This is a genomic window from Rhodanobacter sp. ANJX3 (assembly GCF_014200755.1).
Classification (GTDB): Bacteria; Pseudomonadota; Gammaproteobacteria; order Xanthomonadales; family Rhodanobacteraceae; genus Rhodanobacter.
The window spans coordinates 128,872-148,832 of sequence record NZ_JACHCM010000007.1; the positions used below are offsets into that span (position 1 = coordinate 128,872).

The 19,961-nt window shown below is 64.1% G+C and carries 19 protein-coding genes and 1 pseudogene; 9 read left to right on the forward strand and 11 right to left on the reverse strand.

Going from position 1 to position 19,961, the window contains the following annotated elements:
* Positions 1-2 precede the first annotated feature (2 nt).
* Positions 3-782, forward strand: a complete 780-nt coding sequence (locus tag HDE76_RS17805; RefSeq protein ID WP_179477581.1) for an inositol monophosphatase family protein — start codon at positions 3-5, stop codon at positions 780-782.
* Between the two features lie 31 nt (positions 783-813).
* On the opposite strand, the gene HDE76_RS17810 is transcribed toward HDE76_RS17805, so the two are convergent.
* Both HDE76_RS17810 and HDE76_RS17815 read right to left on the reverse strand, forming a co-directional pair.
* Positions 814-1,821, reverse strand: coding sequence for a lipase secretion chaperone (locus HDE76_RS17810; RefSeq protein WP_179477450.1), 1,008 nt, complete (start codon positions 1,819-1,821; stop codon positions 814-816).
* 26 nt (positions 1,822-1,847) lie between these two features.
* Positions 1,848-2,801, reverse strand: coding sequence for a triacylglycerol lipase (locus tag HDE76_RS17815; protein WP_184509512.1), 954 nt, complete (start codon positions 2,799-2,801; stop codon positions 1,848-1,850).
* 321 nt (positions 2,802-3,122) lie between these two features.
* On the opposite strand from HDE76_RS17815, the gene nudE reads away from it, so the two are divergent.
* The 4 genes from nudE (at position 3,123) to HDE76_RS17835 (ending at position 6,275) form a co-directional block, all read left to right on the forward strand.
* The gene (nudE, locus tag HDE76_RS17820; protein ID WP_184509514.1) at positions 3,123-3,680 is read left to right on the forward strand and encodes an ADP compounds hydrolase NudE; all 558 of its coding nucleotides are present in this window, start codon (positions 3,123-3,125) and stop codon (positions 3,678-3,680) included.
* Positions 3,681-3,704: 24 nt separating this feature from the next.
* Complete coding sequence (cysQ, locus tag HDE76_RS17825) at positions 3,705-4,520, forward strand: 3'(2'),5'-bisphosphate nucleotidase CysQ (protein WP_184509516.1); 816 nt, start codon at positions 3,705-3,707, stop codon at positions 4,518-4,520.
* Between the two features lie 37 nt (positions 4,521-4,557).
* Complete coding sequence (gene mazG / locus HDE76_RS17830) at positions 4,558-5,367, forward strand: nucleoside triphosphate pyrophosphohydrolase (RefSeq protein WP_179477446.1); 810 nt, start codon at positions 4,558-4,560, stop codon at positions 5,365-5,367.
* Between the two features lie 134 nt (positions 5,368-5,501).
* On the forward strand, positions 5,502-6,275 hold the full coding sequence (locus HDE76_RS17835; protein WP_179477445.1) for a DUF4097 family beta strand repeat-containing protein: 774 nt from the start codon (positions 5,502-5,504) through the stop codon (positions 6,273-6,275).
* A gap of 12 nt (positions 6,276-6,287) precedes the next feature.
* Here the strand turns inward: HDE76_RS17835 and HDE76_RS17840 are convergent, their stop codons facing one another.
* The 4 genes from HDE76_RS17840 to HDE76_RS17855 are packed head-to-tail and all read right to left on the reverse strand — an operon-like array spanning position 6,288 to position 11,343.
* Positions 6,288-7,430: an SLC13 family permease gene (locus tag HDE76_RS17840; RefSeq protein ID WP_184509518.1), complete on the reverse strand. Its 1,143-nt coding sequence runs from the start codon at positions 7,428-7,430 to the stop codon at positions 6,288-6,290.
* 30 nt (positions 7,431-7,460) lie between these two features.
* Positions 7,461-8,090: a glutathione S-transferase family protein gene (locus HDE76_RS17845; protein ID WP_179477443.1), complete on the reverse strand. Its 630-nt coding sequence runs from the start codon at positions 8,088-8,090 to the stop codon at positions 7,461-7,463.
* Between the two features lie 56 nt (positions 8,091-8,146).
* Positions 8,147-10,630, reverse strand: a complete 2,484-nt coding sequence (locus tag HDE76_RS17850; RefSeq protein ID WP_179477442.1) for an FtsX-like permease family protein — start codon at positions 10,628-10,630, stop codon at positions 8,147-8,149.
* Positions 10,627-11,343, reverse strand: a complete 717-nt coding sequence (locus tag HDE76_RS17855; RefSeq protein ID WP_184509520.1) for an ATP-binding cassette domain-containing protein — start codon at positions 11,341-11,343, stop codon at positions 10,627-10,629. Before HDE76_RS17855 ends, HDE76_RS17850 begins: the two co-directional genes overlap by 4 nt.
* Here HDE76_RS17855 and HDE76_RS17860 point away from each other — a divergent pair.
* The 3 genes from HDE76_RS17860 to HDE76_RS17870 all read left to right on the forward strand — a co-directional run bounded on the left by HDE76_RS17860 (position 11,342) and on the right by HDE76_RS17870 (position 13,909).
* The gene (locus HDE76_RS17860; RefSeq protein WP_184509522.1) at positions 11,342-11,980 is read left to right on the forward strand and encodes an arylesterase; all 639 of its coding nucleotides are present in this window, start codon (positions 11,342-11,344) and stop codon (positions 11,978-11,980) included. The two genes, HDE76_RS17855 and HDE76_RS17860, sit on opposite strands and share 2 nt — an antisense overlap.
* Positions 11,981-12,129: 149 nt before the next feature.
* Entirely contained in the window at positions 12,130-12,861 is a 732-nt protein-coding gene (locus HDE76_RS17865) for a response regulator transcription factor (protein WP_179477439.1), read from the forward strand.
* 34 nt (positions 12,862-12,895) lie between these two features.
* A complete protein-coding gene (locus HDE76_RS17870) occupies positions 12,896-13,909 on the forward strand; it encodes a HAMP domain-containing sensor histidine kinase (RefSeq protein WP_184509524.1) in 1,014 nt (337 codons plus the stop codon).
* Positions 13,910-13,963: 54 nt separating this feature from the next.
* Here HDE76_RS17870 and HDE76_RS20830 read toward each other — a convergent pair whose 3' ends face one another.
* The 5 genes and pseudogenes from HDE76_RS20830 to HDE76_RS17890 form a co-directional block, all read right to left on the reverse strand.
* Complete coding sequence (locus tag HDE76_RS20830) at positions 13,964-14,593, reverse strand: 3-oxoacid CoA-transferase subunit B (RefSeq protein ID WP_255481667.1); 630 nt, start codon at positions 14,591-14,593, stop codon at positions 13,964-13,966.
* 93 nt (positions 14,594-14,686) lie between these two features.
* Positions 14,687-15,322: pseudogene (locus HDE76_RS20835) on the reverse strand (CoA transferase subunit A); the annotation flags it as partial.
* A gap of 109 nt (positions 15,323-15,431) precedes the next feature.
* The gene (locus tag HDE76_RS17880) at positions 15,432-16,064 is read right to left on the reverse strand and encodes a response regulator transcription factor (protein ID WP_255481661.1); all 633 of its coding nucleotides are present in this window, start codon (positions 16,062-16,064) and stop codon (positions 15,432-15,434) included.
* Between the two features lie 93 nt (positions 16,065-16,157).
* Complete coding sequence (locus HDE76_RS17885; RefSeq protein ID WP_184509528.1) at positions 16,158-17,432, reverse strand: ATP-binding protein; 1,275 nt, start codon at positions 17,430-17,432, stop codon at positions 16,158-16,160.
* A gap of 67 nt (positions 17,433-17,499) precedes the next feature.
* Complete coding sequence (locus tag HDE76_RS17890) at positions 17,500-19,053, reverse strand: oligopeptide:H+ symporter (protein ID WP_179477434.1); 1,554 nt, start codon at positions 19,051-19,053, stop codon at positions 17,500-17,502.
* 445 nt (positions 19,054-19,498) lie between these two features.
* Between HDE76_RS17890 and HDE76_RS17895 the strand changes: the two genes are divergently transcribed.
* Complete coding sequence (locus tag HDE76_RS17895) at positions 19,499-19,870, forward strand: diacylglycerol kinase (protein WP_184509530.1); 372 nt, start codon at positions 19,499-19,501, stop codon at positions 19,868-19,870.
* Positions 19,871-19,961: the final 91 nt, after the last annotated feature.

Here is a 19,961-nt window from a genome sequence, read left to right on the forward strand (position 1 = left end):
TGATGCCATCCGATACTGCAACCAAGGCCATGGCGGCCGCGCGCGAAGCTGCGGGAGCGGCCGCGGAAATCATCCGGCATTACTGGCGCCGCGGTGTCGAGATCGAGATCAAGTCCGACGCCACGCCGGTGACCATTGCCGATCGCGAAGCCGAACAGGCCATCCGGAAAATTCTGCAGGCGGCATTGCCGGAGGCGGCGATCTACGGCGAGGAGTTTGGCCTGGAAGGCAAACGCGGCGGCCTGCTGTGGCTGGTCGATCCGCTCGATGGCACCAAGAGTTTCGTGCGGCGCACGCCGTTCTTTTCGACCCAGATCGCGCTGATGGACGGTGACGAGCTGGTGCTCGGCGTCTCCAGCGCACCGATCTACGGCGAGACCATGTGGGCCAGCCGAGGCGGCGGCGTGTGGCTCGACGGCGAGCGCGTCGTCGTTGCCGACACCAGCGCGATCGCCCAAGCGTCCCTATCCATCGGCAACGTCAAGACGCTTACTGCCGACGCGCGCTGGGATGCGCTCGGCCAGTTGATCCGGGACAGCAACCGCATTCGCGGCTACGGCGATTTCTGTCACTACCATCTGCTCGCGCGCGGCAGTCTCGATCTGGTGATCGAGTCGGACGTCAACATCCTCGACATCGCGGCGCTGGTGGTGATCGTGCGCGAGGCTGGCGGCGTGTTTACCGATCTCGACGGCGGCCCGATGACGCTGGATACGCGCAGCGTGCTGGCCGGCACGCCGGCCATTCACGCCCTGGCGCTGGATCGATTGCGCCGGCAGTAAGCTCATGAAGGATGGGCAGCGCGCGGCGCGCTCAGTTCGATTTGCCCAGCAAGCCACTGCTCTGCATGGCTTGCACCTGCACTTGTTCACCGCCATGAAAGCTGCTGGTCAGCAGCTGCTGCAGTGCGGCCTGCTGCTGTGCGCTGGTGAGCGTGCTGTCGGCCTGAATGGCCTGACTCTGCTGCGTGTAGGCATCGAGCCGCGCCTGCCACTGCGCGCGGCTTTGATCGAGCTGCTGCAGGCGATCGGCGGCCGCATCGCCGAATAATTGCGCGCGTTCGGCGTGGCGCGTATCGGCATCGGTTTGCGCGGCGTCGAAGGCCTCGGTCTGTTCCTGCACCGTCGTGCCCAGCGAGACCTGCGCCTGGGCTTCCTGCTCGGCCGCCGGCAGCGCTGCATCCAGCGCCTGCAGACGCCGCGCCTTCTCTGCCGGCGAAAGGCTGGTATCGGACTGGATCGCCAGCCGCTGCAGGGATTGCTGTTGCCGGCGCTGCTCGTCACCGTAAAACGCTTCGGCCGTTTCATCGCCCAGCATCTGCCGCCGCAGTGCGGTGACCTGCGTCAGCTGCTGTTCCATCGACAGGCCGGGCTGGTTGGCGAGCGCCACAGCCGCCTGCTGATAGTGCGTGTATCGATCGAAGCTCGCCATCACTTCGTCGATCAGCGGCGGATCGAGCCGTCGTCGCAGCAGGTCGTCGTGCAGCAGGGTACGGATGCTCGAAAGATCGGTTTCGCCCAGAAGTACGAGGTAATAGTCGAACAGGCGGCGCAGGGCCATGTCCGGTTTGAGATGGCCGCCAAAGCCCACACTCACACCACCGTCCGGCTCAGTGCCGCGCAGCGAGCCGTTGGCAAGCACGTCGTGCGGATCACGACGCTGTGCGGCAAAAAGCGGTGGGGCCGATTCGCGCGACGATGCCTGCAGCGTGTCGGCGATCGTCGCGGCTGGCGATGGCGTAACTGGTGTTTCCGCCGGGCCCATGTGAGCGATGCCGTAGCGTACCAGCGCCGTCGCGCCGATCAGCGCCAGCGTACTCATCACCAAACGTAGCCGGCGGCGTGGCGTCAAAGTCCCAAATCTTTCAGGCGATTGGCCTGATCGCGGTACACCGCTACGGGGTCGGATGAAAACACGCCGCGCAATCCGAGCAGCTGGTTGACCTCGTCCAGGTGATTCCAGCCGTAGTTGTCGCGGATCACCGTGCCCCAGTGGCTGGAGCATTGCCCGACCAGGCCGTCGCTGGCGCTGCCGTTAAAAAAGGTGCTGCCGATGCCAAGCAGCACATCGGAGGGGTCGAGCACATTGGTCAGTACCGAGGTCCCGCCGGAGGAGTAGTAGCGGATGCCGTTGACAACCGCCGCACCGGACCCGCACGGTGAGGTGGGCATACCGGCGGGAAACTGCGCGTTGAATTGCGCCGTACCGCTGGTGGAAAGTTGGGTCAGCGCGGCAATTGCATTCTGCGGATTGTTGCCGCCGGAGAAGGTGTCGATCAGATTCGCTAGCGCCGTAGTGAACGCCACCGCCAGCGCGCGCTGCGGACTGCCCGCGGGTGCCAGTGTCACGATGCCATCCGCGACGGCGCTGCCGGTATGCGGTGTGCCGAACGTGCTTACCGAGGCGACCAAATCGGGACGTACGGCCGCAGCGTAGCGGACGTCGAGGCCGCCCTGGCTGTGGCCTATCAGATTGAACTTGCTGTAACCGTAGACCGCCTGCAGATTTTCCAGCTGGGCCACGAGCTGGTTGCCGCGGGTGATGTCATTGCCGAGCTGGCTGAGCTCGACTACGTAGACGGTGGCGCCGCCGCTGCGCAGCCCGTCGGTGATGCCGTAAAAGTAGTCAATGGTGCCGAACAGCTGATCGAAGCCGAACAGGCCATGGACCAGCACGATCGGATAGCGGGTCTGGGTGTAACCACTGCTGCTGGCGGCAGCGGTTTTGGCGCCCGCGGACACGGCGATGGAAAGCAGCAAGGTGGTCAACGCGGCTTGAAAGGCAAGACGTAACGTGCGCATGCAAATCCCCTATGGATGGATGTCAGTCGGACCTCACGGCCACCGCATCGCTGCCCCCCGGCAATCTCCCAGCATCAGCGCCCGTACGCGGGAGTATCCATTCAGCCCTCTTGGTCGTCAAACAAAAATTCCATGGATATCCGTGATTTACATGCTGCGTCGCAAGATAAGGAAGTGAGGGGCTGCGTGCTTTGCCTGTCGATACGCCGCGATCAAGCCATGTGCATACGCACACGGGTACGGCGAACATTCATTCCCTGGTGACGCGTATGTCGCGGCTCGCAGCGGCGCATTCTTCCGGCAGCAGGCTAGAATGCAGCGATGCGCAAACCACCCATCATCCACGCCACGCGAGACATCGCGAACAGCCATTTCCTGCGCGCCGAACAGCTCGATCTGGAGTTTTCCAACGGCGAACGCCGCACTTACGAGCGGCTGAAAAGCAGCGGGCTCGGTGCCGTGATCATCGTACCGATGCAGGACGATGAGACCGTGCTGCTGGTGCGCGAATATGGCGCCGGCGTCGGCCGCTACGAACTGGGGCTGCCAAAAGGTCGGCTGGATCAGGATGAAACCGCCGAGCAGGGTGCGGATCGCGAATTGAAGGAGGAGGTGGGCTTTGGCGCGCGCAAGCTCACCATCTTGCACAATCTTTCGTTATCGCCGTCGTATATGACACACATGGCACATGTGGTGCTGGCGCAGGATCTGTATGCCGAGCGCCTGATCGGCGACGAGCCGGAAGAGCTCGACGTGGTGCCGTGGAAGATGTCCGAGCTGCATACGCTCATCGGCCGTGATGACGTGACCGAAGGTCGCTCGATCGCAGCGCTCTTCATGGCCCGCGAATATCTCGCCGGCCGCTTCAAGCGTCAGTGAGTCGACGCGCATGAGTGTATTTCGATGAGTGCGGAACCCGAGTTCGCGCGGCAGATCGGCGACATCGCGCGCGCCGCCGGCGAAGCCATCATGGCCATCTACGGCAGCGATTTTTCGGTGCAGACCAAGGCCGACGCATCGCCGCTTACCGCCGCCGATCTGGCCGCCCAGCAGGTGATCCTGGATGGGCTGTCCAAGCTTGACCCGGCTCTGCCGATCGTGTCCGAAGAGGCCAAAGCGCTGGCTTGGTCGCAGCGCCAGCACTGGTCGCGCTACTGGCTGGTCGACCCGCTCGACGGCACGCGCGAATTCGTCAAACGCAACGGCGAGTTCACCGTCAACATCGCGCTGATCGACGATCGGCATACGGTGCTCGGCGTGGTGCTGGCGCCGGTCACCGGCGAGCTGTACATCGCCGAGCAGGGCAGCGGTGCGTGGCTGCAGGTGCAGGCAGGGGGCGAATGGCAGCGCATTCATGCGCGTGCGCTGGCGCAGCCGCCGGTACTGGCCGGCAGCCGCTCGCACGGCAGCGAGCAGACCGCCATGCTGAAAACTTTGCTGGGTGAAGACCATCAGCTGCTGCCGCTCGGTTCGTCGCTGAAGTTCTGTCTGATTGCGCGTGGCGACGCGGACGTCTACTTGCGACTCGGCCTGACCAGCGAGTGGGATACGGCGGCGGCGCAATGCGTGCTGCAGGAAGCCGGCGGCGCGGTGCTCGATCTGTACGGCATGCCGTTTACCTACAACCGCGGCGAGTCGCTGCTCAATCCCGAATTCATCGCCGTCGGCGATACCCGCGTGGACTGGGCCGCGCGCCTGCGCAGCACCGGCTACGTGTAGCCGCTGCGCTCCATTTCGAATCACCGAAGCAAACCCGATGACTGAAACGACGCGCTACAGCCTCGACGATCTGCTGGCGATCATGGCGCGATTGCGCGATCCCGACGGCGGCTGCCCGTGGGATGTGAAGCAGGACTTTGCTTCCGTTGCGCCATACACCTTGGAAGAAGCCTACGAAGTCGTCGATGCGATCGATCGCGGCGACTGGGACGATCTGCGCGACGAGCTGGGCGATCTGCTGCTGCAGGTGGTTTTCCACGCGCAGATGGCGAAGGAAAAAGGTCTGTTCGACTTTGCCGACGTGGCCGATGCGATCGGCCGCAAGATGACGCGCCGCCATCCGCACGTGTTTGGCGACACGCAATTTGTCGACGAAGCCGAACGCAAACAGGCCTGGGAAGACATCAAGACGGCCGAGCGCCTGGCCAAGGGAGCATCCGTCGACGAGAGCGCACTGGCGGGTGTTTCGTCCGGCCTGCCGGAATGGCAGCGTGCGCGCAAATTGCAGGAGCGCGCCGCCAGCGTGGGATTCGACTGGCCCGAGCCATCGTCGGTACTGGCCAAGCTGGCCGAAGAAGTGGACGAGGTGCGCGCCGAGTTCGCTGCCGGTGCCGATTCCGCGCGGCTGGAAGACGAGATCGGTGACGTGCTGTTCGTGATGGTGAATCTGGCGCGGCACGCCAAGGTCGATTTCTCGCGCGCGATGCGGCACGCCAACGCCAAGTTCGAGCGGCGCTTTCGCCAGATGGAGCGGCTAGCTGCCGCCGATGGCGAGCATTTCGCACAGCAAGATCTTGCCGCACAGGAAGCGCTCTGGCAGCGCGCCAAGGCGATCGAGCGCAAGTAACCCGCCGATTGCACCGATTTCATCGGGAATTTCATGCGCCCGCGCACGATCACGGCATACGAGCGACACGCAAGCGTGCAACCTTTCTGCTTACGGTGGCATCCTACGAGCATTGCCTCGTTACGGATTCCACCATGCGCCGTCTTTTTATCGCCGTTTTATTGCTGGCCCCGGTATCCGCTTTCGCGGCGGCGCCGTGCAAATACCAGGCGCCGCGCAGCATGCAGATCAATCTGGCCGGCGTGAAAGCGGTGCAGATCGAAGTGCATAGCCACAACCTGCACCTGATCGCCAACAACGCGGCGCAGAAGCTGATCATTACAGGCCACGCCTGCACGTCGGACAACGCGGTGCTCAACAGCCTGCAGGTCAGCCAGAAGCTCGCCGGCGATCAGCTGCTGATCGACATCGGCGCCGACAGTCAAGCGCCCTCGAATATTTTTGGCAGCTCCTATGCGTATTTGGATATCAACATGCAGCTACCGGCGCGCATGCCGGTAACGCTGGGGGTGGGTTCGGGCAATGCCACGGTCAATGGCGTGCAGCAGCTGCAGAGTCACGTGAATTCCGGCGATCTTCATGTACGCCATGTCGCGGGCAAGTACACCGCCAGCTTGGGAGCCGGCGACATCGATGCCAACGACATCGGCAGCCTCGAGCTGACGTCGGTGGGATCGGGCGACGTCAAGATCGAAGGCATCAAGGGCGACGCAAAAATCGGCAGCATCGGTTCGGGCGACGTCATGCTGCGCAAGGTCGCTGGCAGCGTGCATGCCGACACGCTGGGCTCGGGCGACCTGGGCGTCAAGGACGTCGGCGGCAGCTTCAGCCTCGGCGCGATGGGCAGCGGTGACGTCATCCATGCGCGCGTCAAGGGCAAGCTCAGCCTGCCGCGCGACGACGATTGAGTCGCGCGGACTTCAGCCCAAGAGGCGCCACGCCAGATATACCAGCGGCGCGCTCACCAGCAGAAACGGAATCGAGACCAGATGAAGCAGTCGCAGCCCGTGCGGCTGCTTCGCGAGCCGCAGCGCGATCAAGTTGGCCAATGAGCCAATCGCCAGGCCGAAGCCGCCGACGTTCGCCGCCACGGCCAGAGCGATCGCATCGGGCGTGCGGTCGAGCAGCAGCACGGTCGCCGGCACGTTGCTGATCACCTGCGAGGCGAGAATGCCGCCGAGGAACACCGTCAGCGGCTGTTTGAAATCGAACTGATCCAGCGCGTGCTCAATCAGCGGGAGCTCGGCGAAGTGGCCCAGTCCCAGAAAGATCGCGGCAAACGTCACCAACAAAAGCCAGTCGATGCGCGCCAGGCTGGCGCGCGCCAGCAGCGCAAACAGCGCCAGCAGCGCGGCCGCTCCCAGCGCCGCCTGGTCGTATTCCATCGCCACCACCATGCCGGCCAGCGCGAGCATCGACGCCATGCCCAGTCGGCGAGAAATCGTTTGGCCGTCCATCTTTTCTCTGCTCAGCTCGATGCTGCCGCGCGGCAGCCAGAGCAGGGTGAATGCCGCCAGCAGTGCAAACATCACCACGGCGGCCGGCAGCATACCCAGCACGAAATGCAGAAACGGCATCTTCGCGTGTTGCCACAACAGCAGGTTTTGCGGGTTGCCGATCGGGCTCAGGGTGGAGCCGGCGTTCACCGCCAACGCCTCCAGCACCACCATGCGCAGCACGGGCAGGTTGGACATGCCGCCGATGGCGACAGTCAGCGGCACGATCAGAAACAGGCTTACGTCGTTCGTCAGCACCATCGACACTATCGCCGTGGCGGCGACCAGCAGCAGGCCCAGCCCGCGCAGCGAATGCGCCCGCGCCACCACACCGACGGCCGCGCGCTGCACCAGTCCGCTGTCGCGGATGCCCTGAATGGCGATCAGCAAGCCCATCAGGCCGGCCAGCGTGGGCAGCTGCAGCCATTGGTGATAACGCGACAGCGGCTGCGGATCGATCAGGGCCAGCAAAATCGTCAGCGTGCCGAATACCACCAGCAACCACTCGCTTTTCAGTTTTTGGTGCCAGGTAAGGCGTACGGTTTTGGACACTGCCGAGTTACTCATGCGACAGCGCGCCTGCAGTCAATGGCGTCATCACCATCCGCTCAGCCCTTCGATCGCGTAAAGCTTTTGCCAGCTCTGGCGCGCGCGGATGAGGTCGGCCAGCCGACTCAATGCCGGCCATTCGCTTACCGGTCGAGGCATGTTGCGCGACCAGCGCATCAGCATCGCCAGTAGCAGGTCTGCGCCGGAAAATTCCGCACCCAGCAGGTACGGACCATGATTTTTCAGATGCGTCTCAAGCCGGTCCCACACGCTTTCGATTTTTTTCTGCAACGCTGCGCGTATCGCCGGATCGTGCTCGCTGCTGCCCAGTTCGGCTGGGTAAAACCAAAGCCGATAGGTCGACATCAGCGTATTGCTGAGATAGACGATCCACTGCGTCCAGGCATCGTGCTCAGGTGTGCGAGGCGCGGGTGCCAGCTTCGTCTCCGGGTGACGCTCGGCCAGCATCATCAGCAGCGCCGCAGACTCGGTCAGCGCGCGGCCGTCGATCACCAGCGTGGGCACGACGCCACCGGCGTTGAGCTTCAGATATTCGGCGTCGTGCTGCTCGTCGGCTTCAAAGTCGACCAGCCGCAGCTCATGCGGGGCGCCGATTTCCAGCAGCGCCAGATGCACGACCATGCTGGCCGTGCCCGGCGAATAATAGAGCGTATACATAGGTGCTTTCCGCGCGCTGCCGTGATGATGGAGAAAGATCAGCGGCAGTAGTTTACCTATCCCTCGCGAAGCAAACGCATAGGAGATGTCCGCGTGACCTTGCGCGTGCCGGCCAGCCCGAGCAGCATGACCACTAGGGCTGCGCCCAGCGCACCCAACGCCAGCGGCCACAGCGGTGGCACGAAGCCGTCGATATGGAATACGGCATGGCCCATCCACAGACCGGCACCCGCGGCGCCCAGCGCAGCGGTGAGTCCGGCGACGAGGCCGAGCAGGGCGAATTCGCAGGCTGCCGCCGCGCGCAGCTGGTTGCGGCGCGCGCCCAGCGTACGCAGCAGGGCTGCTTCATGACGACGTTCGGCAGCACTGGCGGCCAGCGCCGCGGACAGTACCAGGGCGCCAGCGAGCAGGCTGAAGCCAAGTATCCAGCGCACCGCATTGCCTACGCGATCGACGATCTCGCGCACGCGGTCGAGCAGGGCGTCGACGTCGATCAGGCTGAGGTTGCTGTACGTGCGCGACAGCTGGGCCAGCTGGGTTGCCTGAGTGCGCGGCAGGTAGAAACTGGCCAGCCAGGTATGCGGCAGGCTGCTGGCGTGGTCGGGATCGAGCAGCAGGAAAAAATTGACCCGGAACGAGCTCCAGTCGACCTTACGGATGCTGCCGACCTTTGCATCGAGGTTGCCTTCGCCGACGTTGAAACTCAGCGTGTCGCCGATCTTCAGCGAAAACATGTCGCGCCACATCGTGTCGATCGAGACCACGGCCTGCGCCGGATGCGCCGGCGGCCACTGGCCGGCAACGATCTGGTTGGCCGGCGGGAGTTCGCTGGCCCAGGACAGGCGCAGCTGGCGGTCGGCCGAATCCTTCGAACGTTCGTCGGGGAAGGTGATCGCATCGACCGGCTTGCCGTTGATCGCGGTGAGCTTGCCTACCGCCAGCGGCGCCATGTTGAGTTTGCTGCCGCCGATGGCGGCGAGCGCTTTGTCGAAGCCGGCGCGCTGGTCGTCCTGCAGGTTCAGCGCGAACCAGTTCGGCGTGTCGCTGGGCAGTTCCTGCCGCCAGCCCTGCAGCAGCGACGGCGCGACGACGGCGAGCAGCAGCAGTGCGCATAGGCCGAGGCTCAGTGCCGTGGCCTGGATCAGACTCAGCGTGCGCCGCCGCGCCAGCGCGGCGAGCCCGAGCCGCAGCGCCGGATGCGCACCCGGCGCCACGCGGCGTGCGACAAACAGCAGCAGCGCCGCCAGCAGTGCCGCCACGATCGCCACACCGAACAGGCTGGCGGCGAGAATGCCGGCCAGCTGCACCGAGCCGCTCTGCGTCCAGATCAGTGCCAGCGCCACCACCAGCGGAATCAGATACAGCGCATCGAAGCGCCGCACGCGCCGCTCCATGCTTTGACGAAACACCGCCACTGGCGGCACTTCGGCCAGCCGTGCCAGTGGCGGCAGGGCAAAGCCGATCAGCACCGCGATGCCCATCGCCGCCGCTGCGAACGACGGACCGATCGGTAGCACGGTCGGCACGCTGCCGAACAGCTGGCTGGCGAACATCCAGGCAAGCTGGGACAGCCCGAGCGCAAGGACGAGCCCGACGACCGCGGCCGGCACGGCGAGTGCGGCAAGCGTGTAGACCAGCAGGCCGAGCACGCGCTTGCGCGAGGTGCCCAGTGCGCGCAGCAGCGCCACTTCGGCGGTCTTGCGCCGGGCGTAGCGCTGCGCGGCCAGCGCAATGGCCACGCCGGCCAACAGCGCGGACAGCAGGGCTGTCAGTCGCAGAAACGCGCCCGCGCGGTCGAAGGCGGTGCGCATGCGTTCCTGCGTCTGTTCGGTAGTGATCAGCTCGGCGCCCTGCGGCAGCTTGCTCGACTGCACCCAGTTCCGCCAGCTCTGCACCGCCGACGGGTCGCCGGCCAGCAGCAGGCGATGGCGTGCGCGGCTGCCGACGCCGAGCAGCCCGGCCTGTTCGGCATCGGTAAGGCTCATCAACGCGCGCGGTGCCAGCGCGAACAGTTCGCCGCCGTCGGGTTGTCGCAACAGTTCGGCAGCAATGGTCAGCTGGCGTCCACCGAGCTGCAGCGTCTGGCCGACCTTGAGGTTCAGCGCCACCAGCGCGCGGTGATCGAGATAGACACTACCGGCCGGCGGCGCGTGGCCGATATGCGAATGACCGCTGGCGTCGCCAAGCTCCAGCGTGCCGCGCAGCGGGTAGTGCGGGTCGCTGGCCTGCACGTCGAGCAGCTGCGTTTTCTGGTTGGCGAAGGCCACGCTGGGAAAGCTGGCGTTGACCGTCGCGTTCAAACCGCGCCGGCGCGCTTCGTCGGCAAACGTGTCGGGCAAGTCCTGCGGCGATTCGATACCGATGTCGCCACCGATCAGTTCGGCGGCGCTCGCGAGCATGCCGCGTTCGATCCGGGTCGACAGCGTGGCGACGACGCCGAGCGCGACCACGGCCAACACCAGCGAGGCGGCCAACGTGCGCAGCTCGGGCAGATGCCATTCACGGCGTACGGTGCGCAGGGCAAGCAGAAATAGTTTCATGCGCGAGCGCTCACGACGCTGGCGGGATCCGACGAAGGCACGACGCGGCCCTCCTCCAACTCGATCCGGCGATCGCAGCGTGCCGCCAGCGTGGCATCGTGGGTGACCAGTACCAGCGTCGTGTGGTGATCGCGGTTGAGCGCGAACAGCATGTCGCAGATGTGATGGCCGGTGCGCTGGTCGAGGTTGCCGGTCGGCTCGTCGGCAAACAGTACGCGCGGGCTGTGCACGAAGGCGCGCGCGATCGCCACGCGCTGCTGCTCGCCGCCCGAGAGCTGGGCGGGATAGTGCTTGCGACGCGCGGTAAGCCCCACCGCTTCCAGCGCTGCGCGTGCGTGCGTGCGCGCATCGCTGCTGCCTTCGAGCTCCAGCGGCAGCATCACGTTCTCTTCGGCGGTCAGCGCGGGCAGCAGATGGAACGACTGGAACACGAAACCGACCAGACGCCGGCGCAGGTCCGCGCGCGCCTCTTCGTCCATCCGCTCCAGCACGTTGCCGTCGAGAATGATGCTGCCGCTGTTCGGCGTGTCCAGCCCAGCCAGTAGGCCGAGCAAGGTGGTTTTGCCGGAGCCCGACGCGCCGACGATGGCGAAGCTTTCCCCGGGCTGAATCTGCAGGCTGACGTTTTGCAGAATGTCGAGCTTTCCCTCGGGACCGCTGACCGACTTGCTAACATCGCGGGTTTCTAGAAGCGCGCGGGAAGAATCAGTCATGCGTCGATGCCTTGGTTGGATGATGTGTTGCGGGCTGTTGTTGGGTGGTATCGGTGGGGCGGTAGCGCAGTCGGCGAAAACGCCAGCTGTAAGAACCGTACTGGTGCTGGGCGATTCGCTGTCTGCTGCGCACAACATACCGATCGAATCCGGCTGGGTATCGCTGCTGGATGCGCGCCTGTCGAACATGGTGCCGAAGGCCGCCGCGGTCAATGCCAGCATCAGCGGTGAAACGTCGCTGAGCGGGCGCAACCGTTTGCCGACGCTGCTGCAGAAATATCATCCGTCAGTGCTTGTGATCGAACTGGGAGCGAACGACGGCCTGCAGGGTCTTCCGCTGTCGGCCCTGCGCGACAATCTGTCGGCCATGATCGATGCGGCGCAGAAGGCGAAGATTCGCGTGCTGCTGCTGGGCATCGAGCTGCCGGTGAACTACGGCCCGCAGTATCGCGACGGCCTGCGCGCGATTTACGCGGATCTGGCCAGGACGAAGCACACCGCTCTGGTGCCGTTCCTGCTCGAGGGCGTGGCGCTCGACCCGTCGAAGATGCAGGACGACGGGTTGCACCCCGTGGCGAGCGCCGAACCGCAGGTGCTCGACACCGTATGGACGCAGCTTGCCCCTCTGCTGAAGTGATGCGGACCGCGTCGAATGGAATGCCGCATCGCGGGTATTTGCATGACCGCGCCTCGATTCACGTTCCGATCACCGTAGGGGCGTTTAATCTCCGGTCTTCACATTTGTGAAGCTCCACGAGACCGAAGCCAGAGCGATGAGGACACGATATGACCGTACATGAAGATCAAGCCGGACTGATTCTGCTGGTCGAAGACAACCGCCAGATCGCCGAGATGGTGGGCGAGTTTCTCGAGCGCCGCGGTTATTCGGTGGATTACGCCGCCGACGGTGTGAGCGGCCTGCACCTTGCCGTGTCCAACAGCTACGACGTGATCGTGCTCGATCTGATGCTGCCGGGCCTGGATGGGCTGGAAGTGTGCCGCAAGCTGCGCAAGGAGGCGAAGAAGTCCACGCCCGTGCTCATGCTTACCGCGCGCGACACGCTGGACGACAAGCTGGTCGGCCTGGAAGCCGGCGCAGACGATTATCTGGTCAAGCCGTTCGAGGTTCGCGAACTCGAAGCGCGTCTGCGTGCGCTGATTCGCCGCGACCGCCGCCAGGTGTCGACCGAAATCCTCACCGTCGGCGACATGACGCTCGACACCGCCACGCTGCGTCTGACTCGCGAAGGTCAGGAGCTGACCGTGTCGCCGATTGGGCTGAAGCTGCTGGCGATCCTCATGCGCGAGTCGCCGCGTGTGGTCAGCCGGCGCGATATCGAACGCGAAATCTGGGGCGATACGCTGCCTGATTCCGACACGCTGCGCTCGCATTTGTACAACCTGCGCCGCGTCATCGACAAACCCTTCGCACAGCCCCTGTTACACACCATCCATTCGGCAGGCTATCGTCTCGCCGAATTGGAGTCGGAGGTGGCATCGTCCACGCAGTCGGCTTAATGCCTATTTCGGCATGTCCACGATGGTCAAGTAAATGACGAGCAAGGCCGACGCCGTAACAACATTCCGCACCGGCGCCTTCAAGCGCCGCATCGCGTGGGTGTTTACGCTGCAGCTGGTTGCGGTGGTGATCACGTGCGTGATGGGCGTGTACAACGTCGCACCACTGGCTGCGGTGCTAGCGGTCATGATCATCGTGATCGTGCTGGGTTTCATGGCGACGCAACGCGAATGGCGACCGATCAGCGCGCTTGCCGTCGCACTCGCCAATTGGGACGAGTCCAGCGGCGACTCGAACCTGCTTAGCCCGGACAAGCTGGCGCGCGGCACCGATGCAGACATTGCGCAATTGCACAAAGGTTTGTACGGGCTGGTGAACCGTATTGCCGACTACAACCAGCGCGAGCGCAACTTCACCCGCGATGCCAGCCATGAGCTGCGCAGTCCGCTGACCGTCATCAAGATGTCGATCGACATGTTGGCCGACGAGGAAAATCTCAGCGATTTCGGCGAGCGGTCCGTTCGCCGTATCCAGCGCGCCACGCGCGAAATGGAGACGGTCGTCGATGCCTTGCTGGTCCTGGCGCGCGAGGCCGACACTGGCCTGGACAGCGAACGCTTCGTCGTTAATGACGTGCTGGTGCACGAACTCGACGCCGCGCGCATGCTGCTCGCCGGCCGGCCGATCGAACTCGAACTGGAAGAGCCCGCGCGCTTTGCCTTGCAGGGCTCACGCCGCGTCTTCTCGGTACTGTGCTGGCAGCTGATTCGCAACGCCTGTCAGCAGACCGAGCAGGGTCGTGTCGTGATCACCGTGCTGCCCGGTGCCGTGACGGTGAGCAACCACGCCGACCCCAATCCGGCCGGCGTGACGGCGCATCCCGTGCGCGTGTTTGGCGCGGATCGCCATGGTTTCGAGCTGGCCATCGCACAGCGGATAAGCGATCGGTTCTCCTGGCCGCTGGAGCTGCAGACGAAGCCGGGACAGGAAAACGTCGCGCGCATTCGTTTTCCGAAGCCCCTGCCTGCGGAGCCCGTCGAGGCCTGAGCTGCACTCTTCGCTGCGCGTGCCGTCTATTCGCGCAATGATCTTGGTTGTGACTTAACGCTGCAAGTTCGGGGCAACGCTGAAGCCACAGCCGGTCTTCTGCTTCACCTCGTCCACCGTCACGCCCTCGTTGAGCTCGATCAGCGTCAGCCCCTGACCTTTGGCGACTTCGAACACGCACAGGTCGGTGATGATCAAGTCGACTACCTGCTTGCCGGTGAGCGGCAGCTCGCACTCCTCGCGGATTTTCGGCGTGCCGTCTTTGGCGTTGTGCTCCATCAGCACCACGACGCGCTTAACGCCGCTGACCAAGTCCATTGCGCCGCCTGGGCCTTTGACCATCTTGCCCGGCACCATCCAGTTGGCCAGATCGCCGGTGGCGGAGACTTCGAGGCCGCCGAGAATCGACAGGTCGATATGGCCGCCACGAATCATCGCGAATGAATCGGCGCTGGAGAAAAAGCTCGAGCCCGGCAGCGTGGTGATGGTCTGCTTGCCGGCATTGATCAGGTCGGGATCGACCTTGTCTTCGGTCGGAAACGGACCGATGCCGAGCAGGCCGTTTTCCGACTGCAGCGTGACGTCGATGCCATCGGGAATGAAGTTGGCCACCAGGGTAGGAATGCCGATGCCCAGATTGACGTAAAAGCCGTCGCGCAGTTCTTTGGCTGCACGCCTGGCCATCGCCGTACGCACCGGGCTTTCCTTACCGGTGTTGGCGCCGGCCACTGTGCGAAACTCGATGCGCTTTTCGTATTTTTCGCCCTGAATGATGCGGTCGACGTAGATGCCCGGCACGTGGATGTTGTCCGGTTCGAGCTCGCCCACGGCCACGAGATGTTCGACTTCGGCCACACATACCTTGCCGCAGGTGGCGATCATCGGATTGAAGTTGCGCGCGGTTTCGCGAAACACCAGGTTGCCGTGGGCGTCGCCCTTCCACGCCTTGACGATCGACAGGTCGGCGTGGATCGCTTCCTCCAGCACGTATTCCTTGTCGCCAAAGACCTTGGTTTCCTTGCCTTCCGCCAGCTTGGTGCCAAAGCCGGTGCGCGTATAGAAACCGGGAATGCCGGCACCGCCGGCGCGCAGCTTTTCCGCCAGCGTGCCCTGAGGCGTCAGATGCAGCTCCAGCTCGCCGGCCAGCACCTGACGCTCGAACTCCTTGTTCTCGCCCACGTAAGAGGCGTAAACGCGCTTCACCTGATGCGTTTTCAGCAGCGGCCCCATGCCGAAATCGTCTACACCGGCGTTGTTGCCGACGATGGTCAGTTCCCTGGTGCCGGCAGCGAGCAGCGCGCCGATCAGGTTCTCCGGAATGCCGCACAGGCCGAAACCGCCGGCGGCGATGGTCATGCCATCGGCCAGCAGGCCATCGAGAGCGGATGCCGCCGTTGCAAACACCTTGTCCATTGCCGGTTCCTGCAGTTGAGTCAGCTGCCTAGGATACGACGGATTGATCGGTGGTCAGCTGGCTCGCACTGAAACATAGCGGATCAGAAATGGTTCAGCGCGCTCACCTTCAGTCTTCGCGCTCCGGCCTCTCGCGTACCGGATGCTTGCTGAGCTTGCGCTGCAGGGTGCGGCGATGCATGCCGAGGCGACGGGCGGTTTCGGAGATGTTGCCGTCGCACTCGGTCAGCACGCGCTGGATGTGTTCCCACTCCAGTCGACGAAGTGCCAGCGGCGCTTCGGGAGCCTCGGGCGGATCGTTCTCTTCACCGTCGGCGTTGTCGCCATCGAGCAGAGCACGAACTACGGCGTCGGCGTCCACGGGTTTAGCCAGATAATCGTGCGCGCCACGCTTGATCGCTTCCACGGCGGTGGCGATCGACGCGTAGCCTGTCAGCAGCAGGACGCGGATATCGGGTACCAGCGTGTGCAGTTCGGGGATCAGCCGCAGGCCGTTTTCATCGCCCAGTTTGAGGTCGAGTACGCAGTAGCGGGGATGGCGTCGCCGCGACAGCGCGCGCGCCTCGTCGAAGTCGGTGGCAGTGAGCACTTCGAATCCGCGCGAGGTCAGCGCGCGCGCGAGCACGCGCACGAAGGTTGCGTCATCGTCGATCAGCAGCAGGGGCCGGGTGATCGTTGCTGACGCCAGTGCGGCGATTCCCGATGCGGCGGCGTTCGGTACGATGTCTGCGGATTCATTCATGGCTATGCTTCTTTCAGGCAGATCAGCGTGTATTGTGACCCTATGTGGCGTCGCTTTCACGTCGTCGTGGCCACGTCCCGGCCCAGCGGCGGTTTAGCGGTCGGCGATGACGGCCAGCGGCAGGCGCAGACACATTTCTGCACCGTGCTCGGTATTGCCGGCGATCAGCTCGCCGTTGAGGCGCTCGGCCGTGGCTTCTGCCAGGGCCAGGCCGATGCCCAGGCCGGTCTGCTTCTGCGACTCGCCAAGCAGGGCCAGTTCGCCGGTGACGGCAAAGCCCGGCCCTTCGTCCCGCACGCACAATTGCAGCCAGCTACCCTCGCGCACCACGATCAGTGCGACCATCTGCGAACTTCGGCTGGCAGAGGCATCGGCGGCATTGTTGAGCAGGTTGAGCAGGGCGTGGCGCAAGCCGGGCGGGGTGCGCAGCACGGTGCGGGCGGTGTTGTCGTCCAGCACCAGCGAGACGTCGGCTTCAGGCCGCAGCAGCTGAAAGCGCTCCAGGCAGCCATGGATGAACTGGGTGACGGTCAGTCGCTCGGATTCCTGCGACAGCTGCGCCTTGCCGAACGCCACCATCTCGCGAAGAATCGTGCGGCAGCGGTTGACCTGGTCCTGCAGCAGCAGCAGGTCTTCGGATAGCAAATGGTCGGCGGCGTAATCGCGGCGCAGTTCGGGCAGCAAGGTCAGCATGGTCGACAGCGGCGTGTTCAGTTCGTGCGCCGCACCCGCCGACTGCGTGGCAATGGCCAGAATGCCTTCGTCGCGCAGCGCCCGCTCGCGCACGCGCTGCACCTCGGTCTGCTGCAGACGCAGGGCGTGCGACAGCCGATTGATGAAAAAGCCGAGCAGCAGCGCGCTGATCAGCAGGTTTACACCGGTGCCGGCCTCGCTCATCGTGAGACCGCCGCGTGGGTTTTCGTGCATGGGCATCGGCAACGCCACGTGCCAGTTAAGCAGAATCACATAGGCAACGGCGGCCAGCGCGGACACCGTCAGCAGCGCGCGCGCCGACAATGCCGCGGCGCTCAGCGCAATCGGCACCAAAAGCAGTGTGATAAAGGGGTTGCTGGCGCCACCGGTGAAATACAGCAGGTAACCCAGTACCACAATGTCGGCGGCGATATGGCCGACGGTTTCCCACTCGCGCACCGGCCAGGGCTGGCGGAGTCGCCACGCCGCGAACACGGCAAACACGCCCAGTAGGCCCACGCCGACCAGCAGCGGCAGCAGCGGAATCGGCAGATGCAGCCACCACGCGCAGAAAAGGACGGCGACGCTCTGGCCGGCGATGGCGCAGATGCGCAGCCACGCCAGCGTGCGCGTCAGCGCAAACGGGCCGATGCGTTGGGCTGGACGTCGCGTCATGGCTTCCTCTTAAGGGTGCGTCATCCAGCAATACCCGCAACACCAGCGGTGTGCGGGTAGTCGGGCATCAGGCGCGGTTGTCGAACTCTTCGCTGTGAACGGCGGGCAGCGGGTGGTGGTTGACCGCCGGGTCGGAGTGGCTGGCCGACAGCCGGTTCATGATCGGCAGCATGACCAGCGCGATCACTACGCAGGCGATGCCGACAAAGCCGAGCTTGTTGAACAGACTCACGTAGATCGCCAGCGACTGCACCGGATCGGTGATGTTGTCCGGGATATGCGCCGCGTTGGCCACCATGCTGCCCAGATACTGCGACAGGCCGACGGCGACGTAGTACGCACCCATCATGAAACCACCCATGCGCGAAGGCACGTAGCGCGCGATCATCGCCAGCCCCAGGCCGCTGACCAGCATCTCGCCCAGCGAATACCAGCCGTAGCCCCAGACCATGGTCCACGACGACACCTGGCCATTGACCGCGGAGTGCGCGCCCACGCCATACATGAAAAAGCCGATCGCCACAGCCGCGAAGCCGAGCGCAAACTTGAACGCGATGGACGGATCCTTGCCGACGCGGCCGAGCGTGTTGTAGATCAGTACCAGGATCGGGCTGAGGATCACGATCCAGATGGCGTTAAGGTTCTGGAACTGCTCCGGAATCCAGGTGAAAAGGTGTGTGCCGAACAGGTCAAACGACAGATTCACGTTGTGCTGTGCAAACAGGTTCAGCGATGTCGCCATCTGCGAGTAGAAGATGAAGAAGAAGATCGTCTGTACGGTCAGCACCAGCGCGGCGATGAGGCCAGCGCGCTCGTTCTTCTGGCTGCTGCGGATCAGGTGCGCAAACACGCCGAGAATGATCACGCCGGCGGTATAGACGCAGGCTCTGGCGACCGCCTGGCTCTGCAGGATAAAGGCGACCACGAACACCAGCACGATGCCTGCCGCGAAAACGGGCAGAGCGCGGCGAAGATCCATCGGACGCTCGTCCGCGGGCGAGCCGATATGCGCCAGCGCGCGACGCATGAACACGTAGTTGATCAGGCCGAGGATCAGGCCGATCGAGCACACGCCAAAGGCGGTGTGCCAGCCCATGTCGTCGCCGTACTTCGCGCTGACCACGTTGCGAATCCACGGCGTCAGCGTCATCGAAATCATCGAGCCGATGTTCACCGCCATGTAGTAGATGGTGAAGGCACTATCGATGCGGGTTTCGTCGCCCTCGTAGATCTTGCGCACCAGGTTGCCCGCGTTCGGCTTGAAGAAGCCGTTGCCGACGACGATGACGCCCAGTGCGCAATACACCATGTACGGGTTGTTGGTTGGAATCCAAAGCATGGCGTAGCCCAGCGCCAGCACCGTGGCGCCGATCAGCATGGTGCGCCGCGTGCCGAGCAGCTTGTCGCCGACCCAGCCGCCGATGGCTGGCGTCGCATAGATCAACGCGGCCGCCGCACCCCAGACCAGGTTGGCCTTGGTATCGACGAAGCCGAGTTTCTTCATCAAGAAGGTGACCATCAGCACCTGCATGCCGTAGAAGCCGAAGCGCTCCCACATTTCAATCAGGAAGACGGCGGTGAAGGAGCGGGTTTGCGAGACGGGCGGATTCTGAAGTGCCATGGAGTTTCCGTGCGTGATTCGAAGTACGTGGTTCTGGCCCCGGCGCTGCCGCGGCATCCCCTGTGCAAAACGACGTTGGGACAAGTTACATCCGCCGAAGCGTAACCCATTCGCCATTTTGGCGTCGCAGCACTGCAGCATAGGTATGGACCAGGGCCGAGCTGGTTCGTCCGGCTTTGGGTCGCGGTCCAGATGAGCGCGACGAATCTTGCGCTTCGATGCTTGTGGCATCATTGGCCGCCGCGTTTTTGACAGAAACCGGGTCGATTCGCCGCTCGTTGCCTCGAAGAACCTCTGGAACCAGGGACCGTATGCCTCGTTACGTTGATCTTTGCGTTCATCTCGTTACGCTTCGCGGCGGTCGGAATGCCGTTCGCCAGGGCGCTCGGTCTGGACGCTCGCCTTGCCAGGCCGCTGCCTTTTTCCCGCTGACCGACGTCGACTGATGGCGGCCGAAGGTTTTCGTGGTCCCAAGCAGCTCTGGATGGCGTTCCAGTGGTCGATGAAAGGCTTGCGCGCGGGCTGGCGCCACGAGGCGTCGTTCCGGCTGGAGGCCTGTCTGGCCATTGCGCTGATTCCGCTTGGCCTGTGGCTGGGCAACGGCGCGCTGGAGAAGCTGGCGCTGGTCTTTCCGCCGATGCTGGTGCTGTCGGCCGAGCTGCTCAATTCGGCCATCGAGGCGGTAGTGGACAAGGTCAGCCCCGAATTCCACGAGCTGGCCGGCCGCGCCAAGGACATGGGATCGGCCGCGGTGTTCGTGTTGCTGGTGCTGGTGACGCTGAGCTGGGGTTTGATCCTGCTGCCGCGCTGGTTCTAAGAGCCTGTTTACGATCTTCTGAGTAGGAGGGCCAGGAAGGCCAAATGGATGAACTGTAGGCTAGTGTTGAGCTGGCGCTCGCAGTTCTTCC

What these genes read in the sequence shown, in the direction of transcription:
- HDE76_RS17835 (WP_179477445.1), top strand. Translation starts at nt 5,502, where the DNA reads ATGCGCCGTCTTTTTATCGCCGTTTTATTGCTGGCCCCGGTATCCGCT.
- HDE76_RS17840 (WP_184509518.1), bottom strand. Translation starts at nt 7,430, where the DNA reads ATGAGTAACTCGGCAGTGTCCAAAACCGTACGCCTTACCTGGCACCAA.
- HDE76_RS17870 (WP_184509524.1), top strand. Translation starts at nt 12,896, where the DNA reads ATGACGAGCAAGGCCGACGCCGTAACAACATTCCGCACCGGCGCCTTC.
- HDE76_RS17805 (WP_179477581.1), top strand. Translation starts at nt 3, where the DNA reads ATGCCATCCGATACTGCAACCAAGGCCATGGCGGCCGCGCGCGAAGCT.
- HDE76_RS17845 (WP_179477443.1), bottom strand. Translation starts at nt 8,090, where the DNA reads ATGTATACGCTCTATTATTCGCCGGGCACGGCCAGCATGGTCGTGCAT.
- HDE76_RS17895 (WP_184509530.1), top strand. Translation starts at nt 19,499, where the DNA reads ATGGCGGCCGAAGGTTTTCGTGGTCCCAAGCAGCTCTGGATGGCGTTC.
- cysQ (WP_184509516.1), top strand. Translation starts at nt 3,705, where the DNA reads ATGAGTGCGGAACCCGAGTTCGCGCGGCAGATCGGCGACATCGCGCGC.
- HDE76_RS20830 (WP_255481667.1), bottom strand. Translation starts at nt 14,593, where the DNA reads ATGGCCAGGCGTGCAGCCAAAGAACTGCGCGACGGCTTTTACGTCAAT.
- nudE (WP_184509514.1), top strand. Translation starts at nt 3,123, where the DNA reads ATGCGCAAACCACCCATCATCCACGCCACGCGAGACATCGCGAACAGC.
- mazG (WP_179477446.1), top strand. Translation starts at nt 4,558, where the DNA reads ATGACTGAAACGACGCGCTACAGCCTCGACGATCTGCTGGCGATCATG.
- HDE76_RS17815 (WP_184509512.1), bottom strand. Translation starts at nt 2,801, where the DNA reads ATGCGCACGTTACGTCTTGCCTTTCAAGCCGCGTTGACCACCTTGCTG.
- HDE76_RS17860 (WP_184509522.1), top strand. Translation starts at nt 11,342, where the DNA reads ATGCGTCGATGCCTTGGTTGGATGATGTGTTGCGGGCTGTTGTTGGGT.
- HDE76_RS17855 (WP_184509520.1), bottom strand. Translation starts at nt 11,343, where the DNA reads ATGACTGATTCTTCCCGCGCGCTTCTAGAAACCCGCGATGTTAGCAAG.
- HDE76_RS17890 (WP_179477434.1), bottom strand. Translation starts at nt 19,053, where the DNA reads ATGGCACTTCAGAATCCGCCCGTCTCGCAAACCCGCTCCTTCACCGCC.
- HDE76_RS17880 (WP_255481661.1), bottom strand. Translation starts at nt 16,064, where the DNA reads ATGAATGAATCCGCAGACATCGTACCGAACGCCGCCGCATCGGGAATC.
- HDE76_RS17810 (WP_179477450.1), bottom strand. Translation starts at nt 1,821, where the DNA reads ATGAGTACGCTGGCGCTGATCGGCGCGACGGCGCTGGTACGCTACGGC.
- HDE76_RS17850 (WP_179477442.1), bottom strand. Translation starts at nt 10,630, where the DNA reads ATGAAACTATTTCTGCTTGCCCTGCGCACCGTACGCCGTGAATGGCAT.
- HDE76_RS17865 (WP_179477439.1), top strand. Translation starts at nt 12,130, where the DNA reads ATGACCGTACATGAAGATCAAGCCGGACTGATTCTGCTGGTCGAAGAC.
- HDE76_RS17885 (WP_184509528.1), bottom strand. Translation starts at nt 17,432, where the DNA reads ATGACGCGACGTCCAGCCCAACGCATCGGCCCGTTTGCGCTGACGCGC.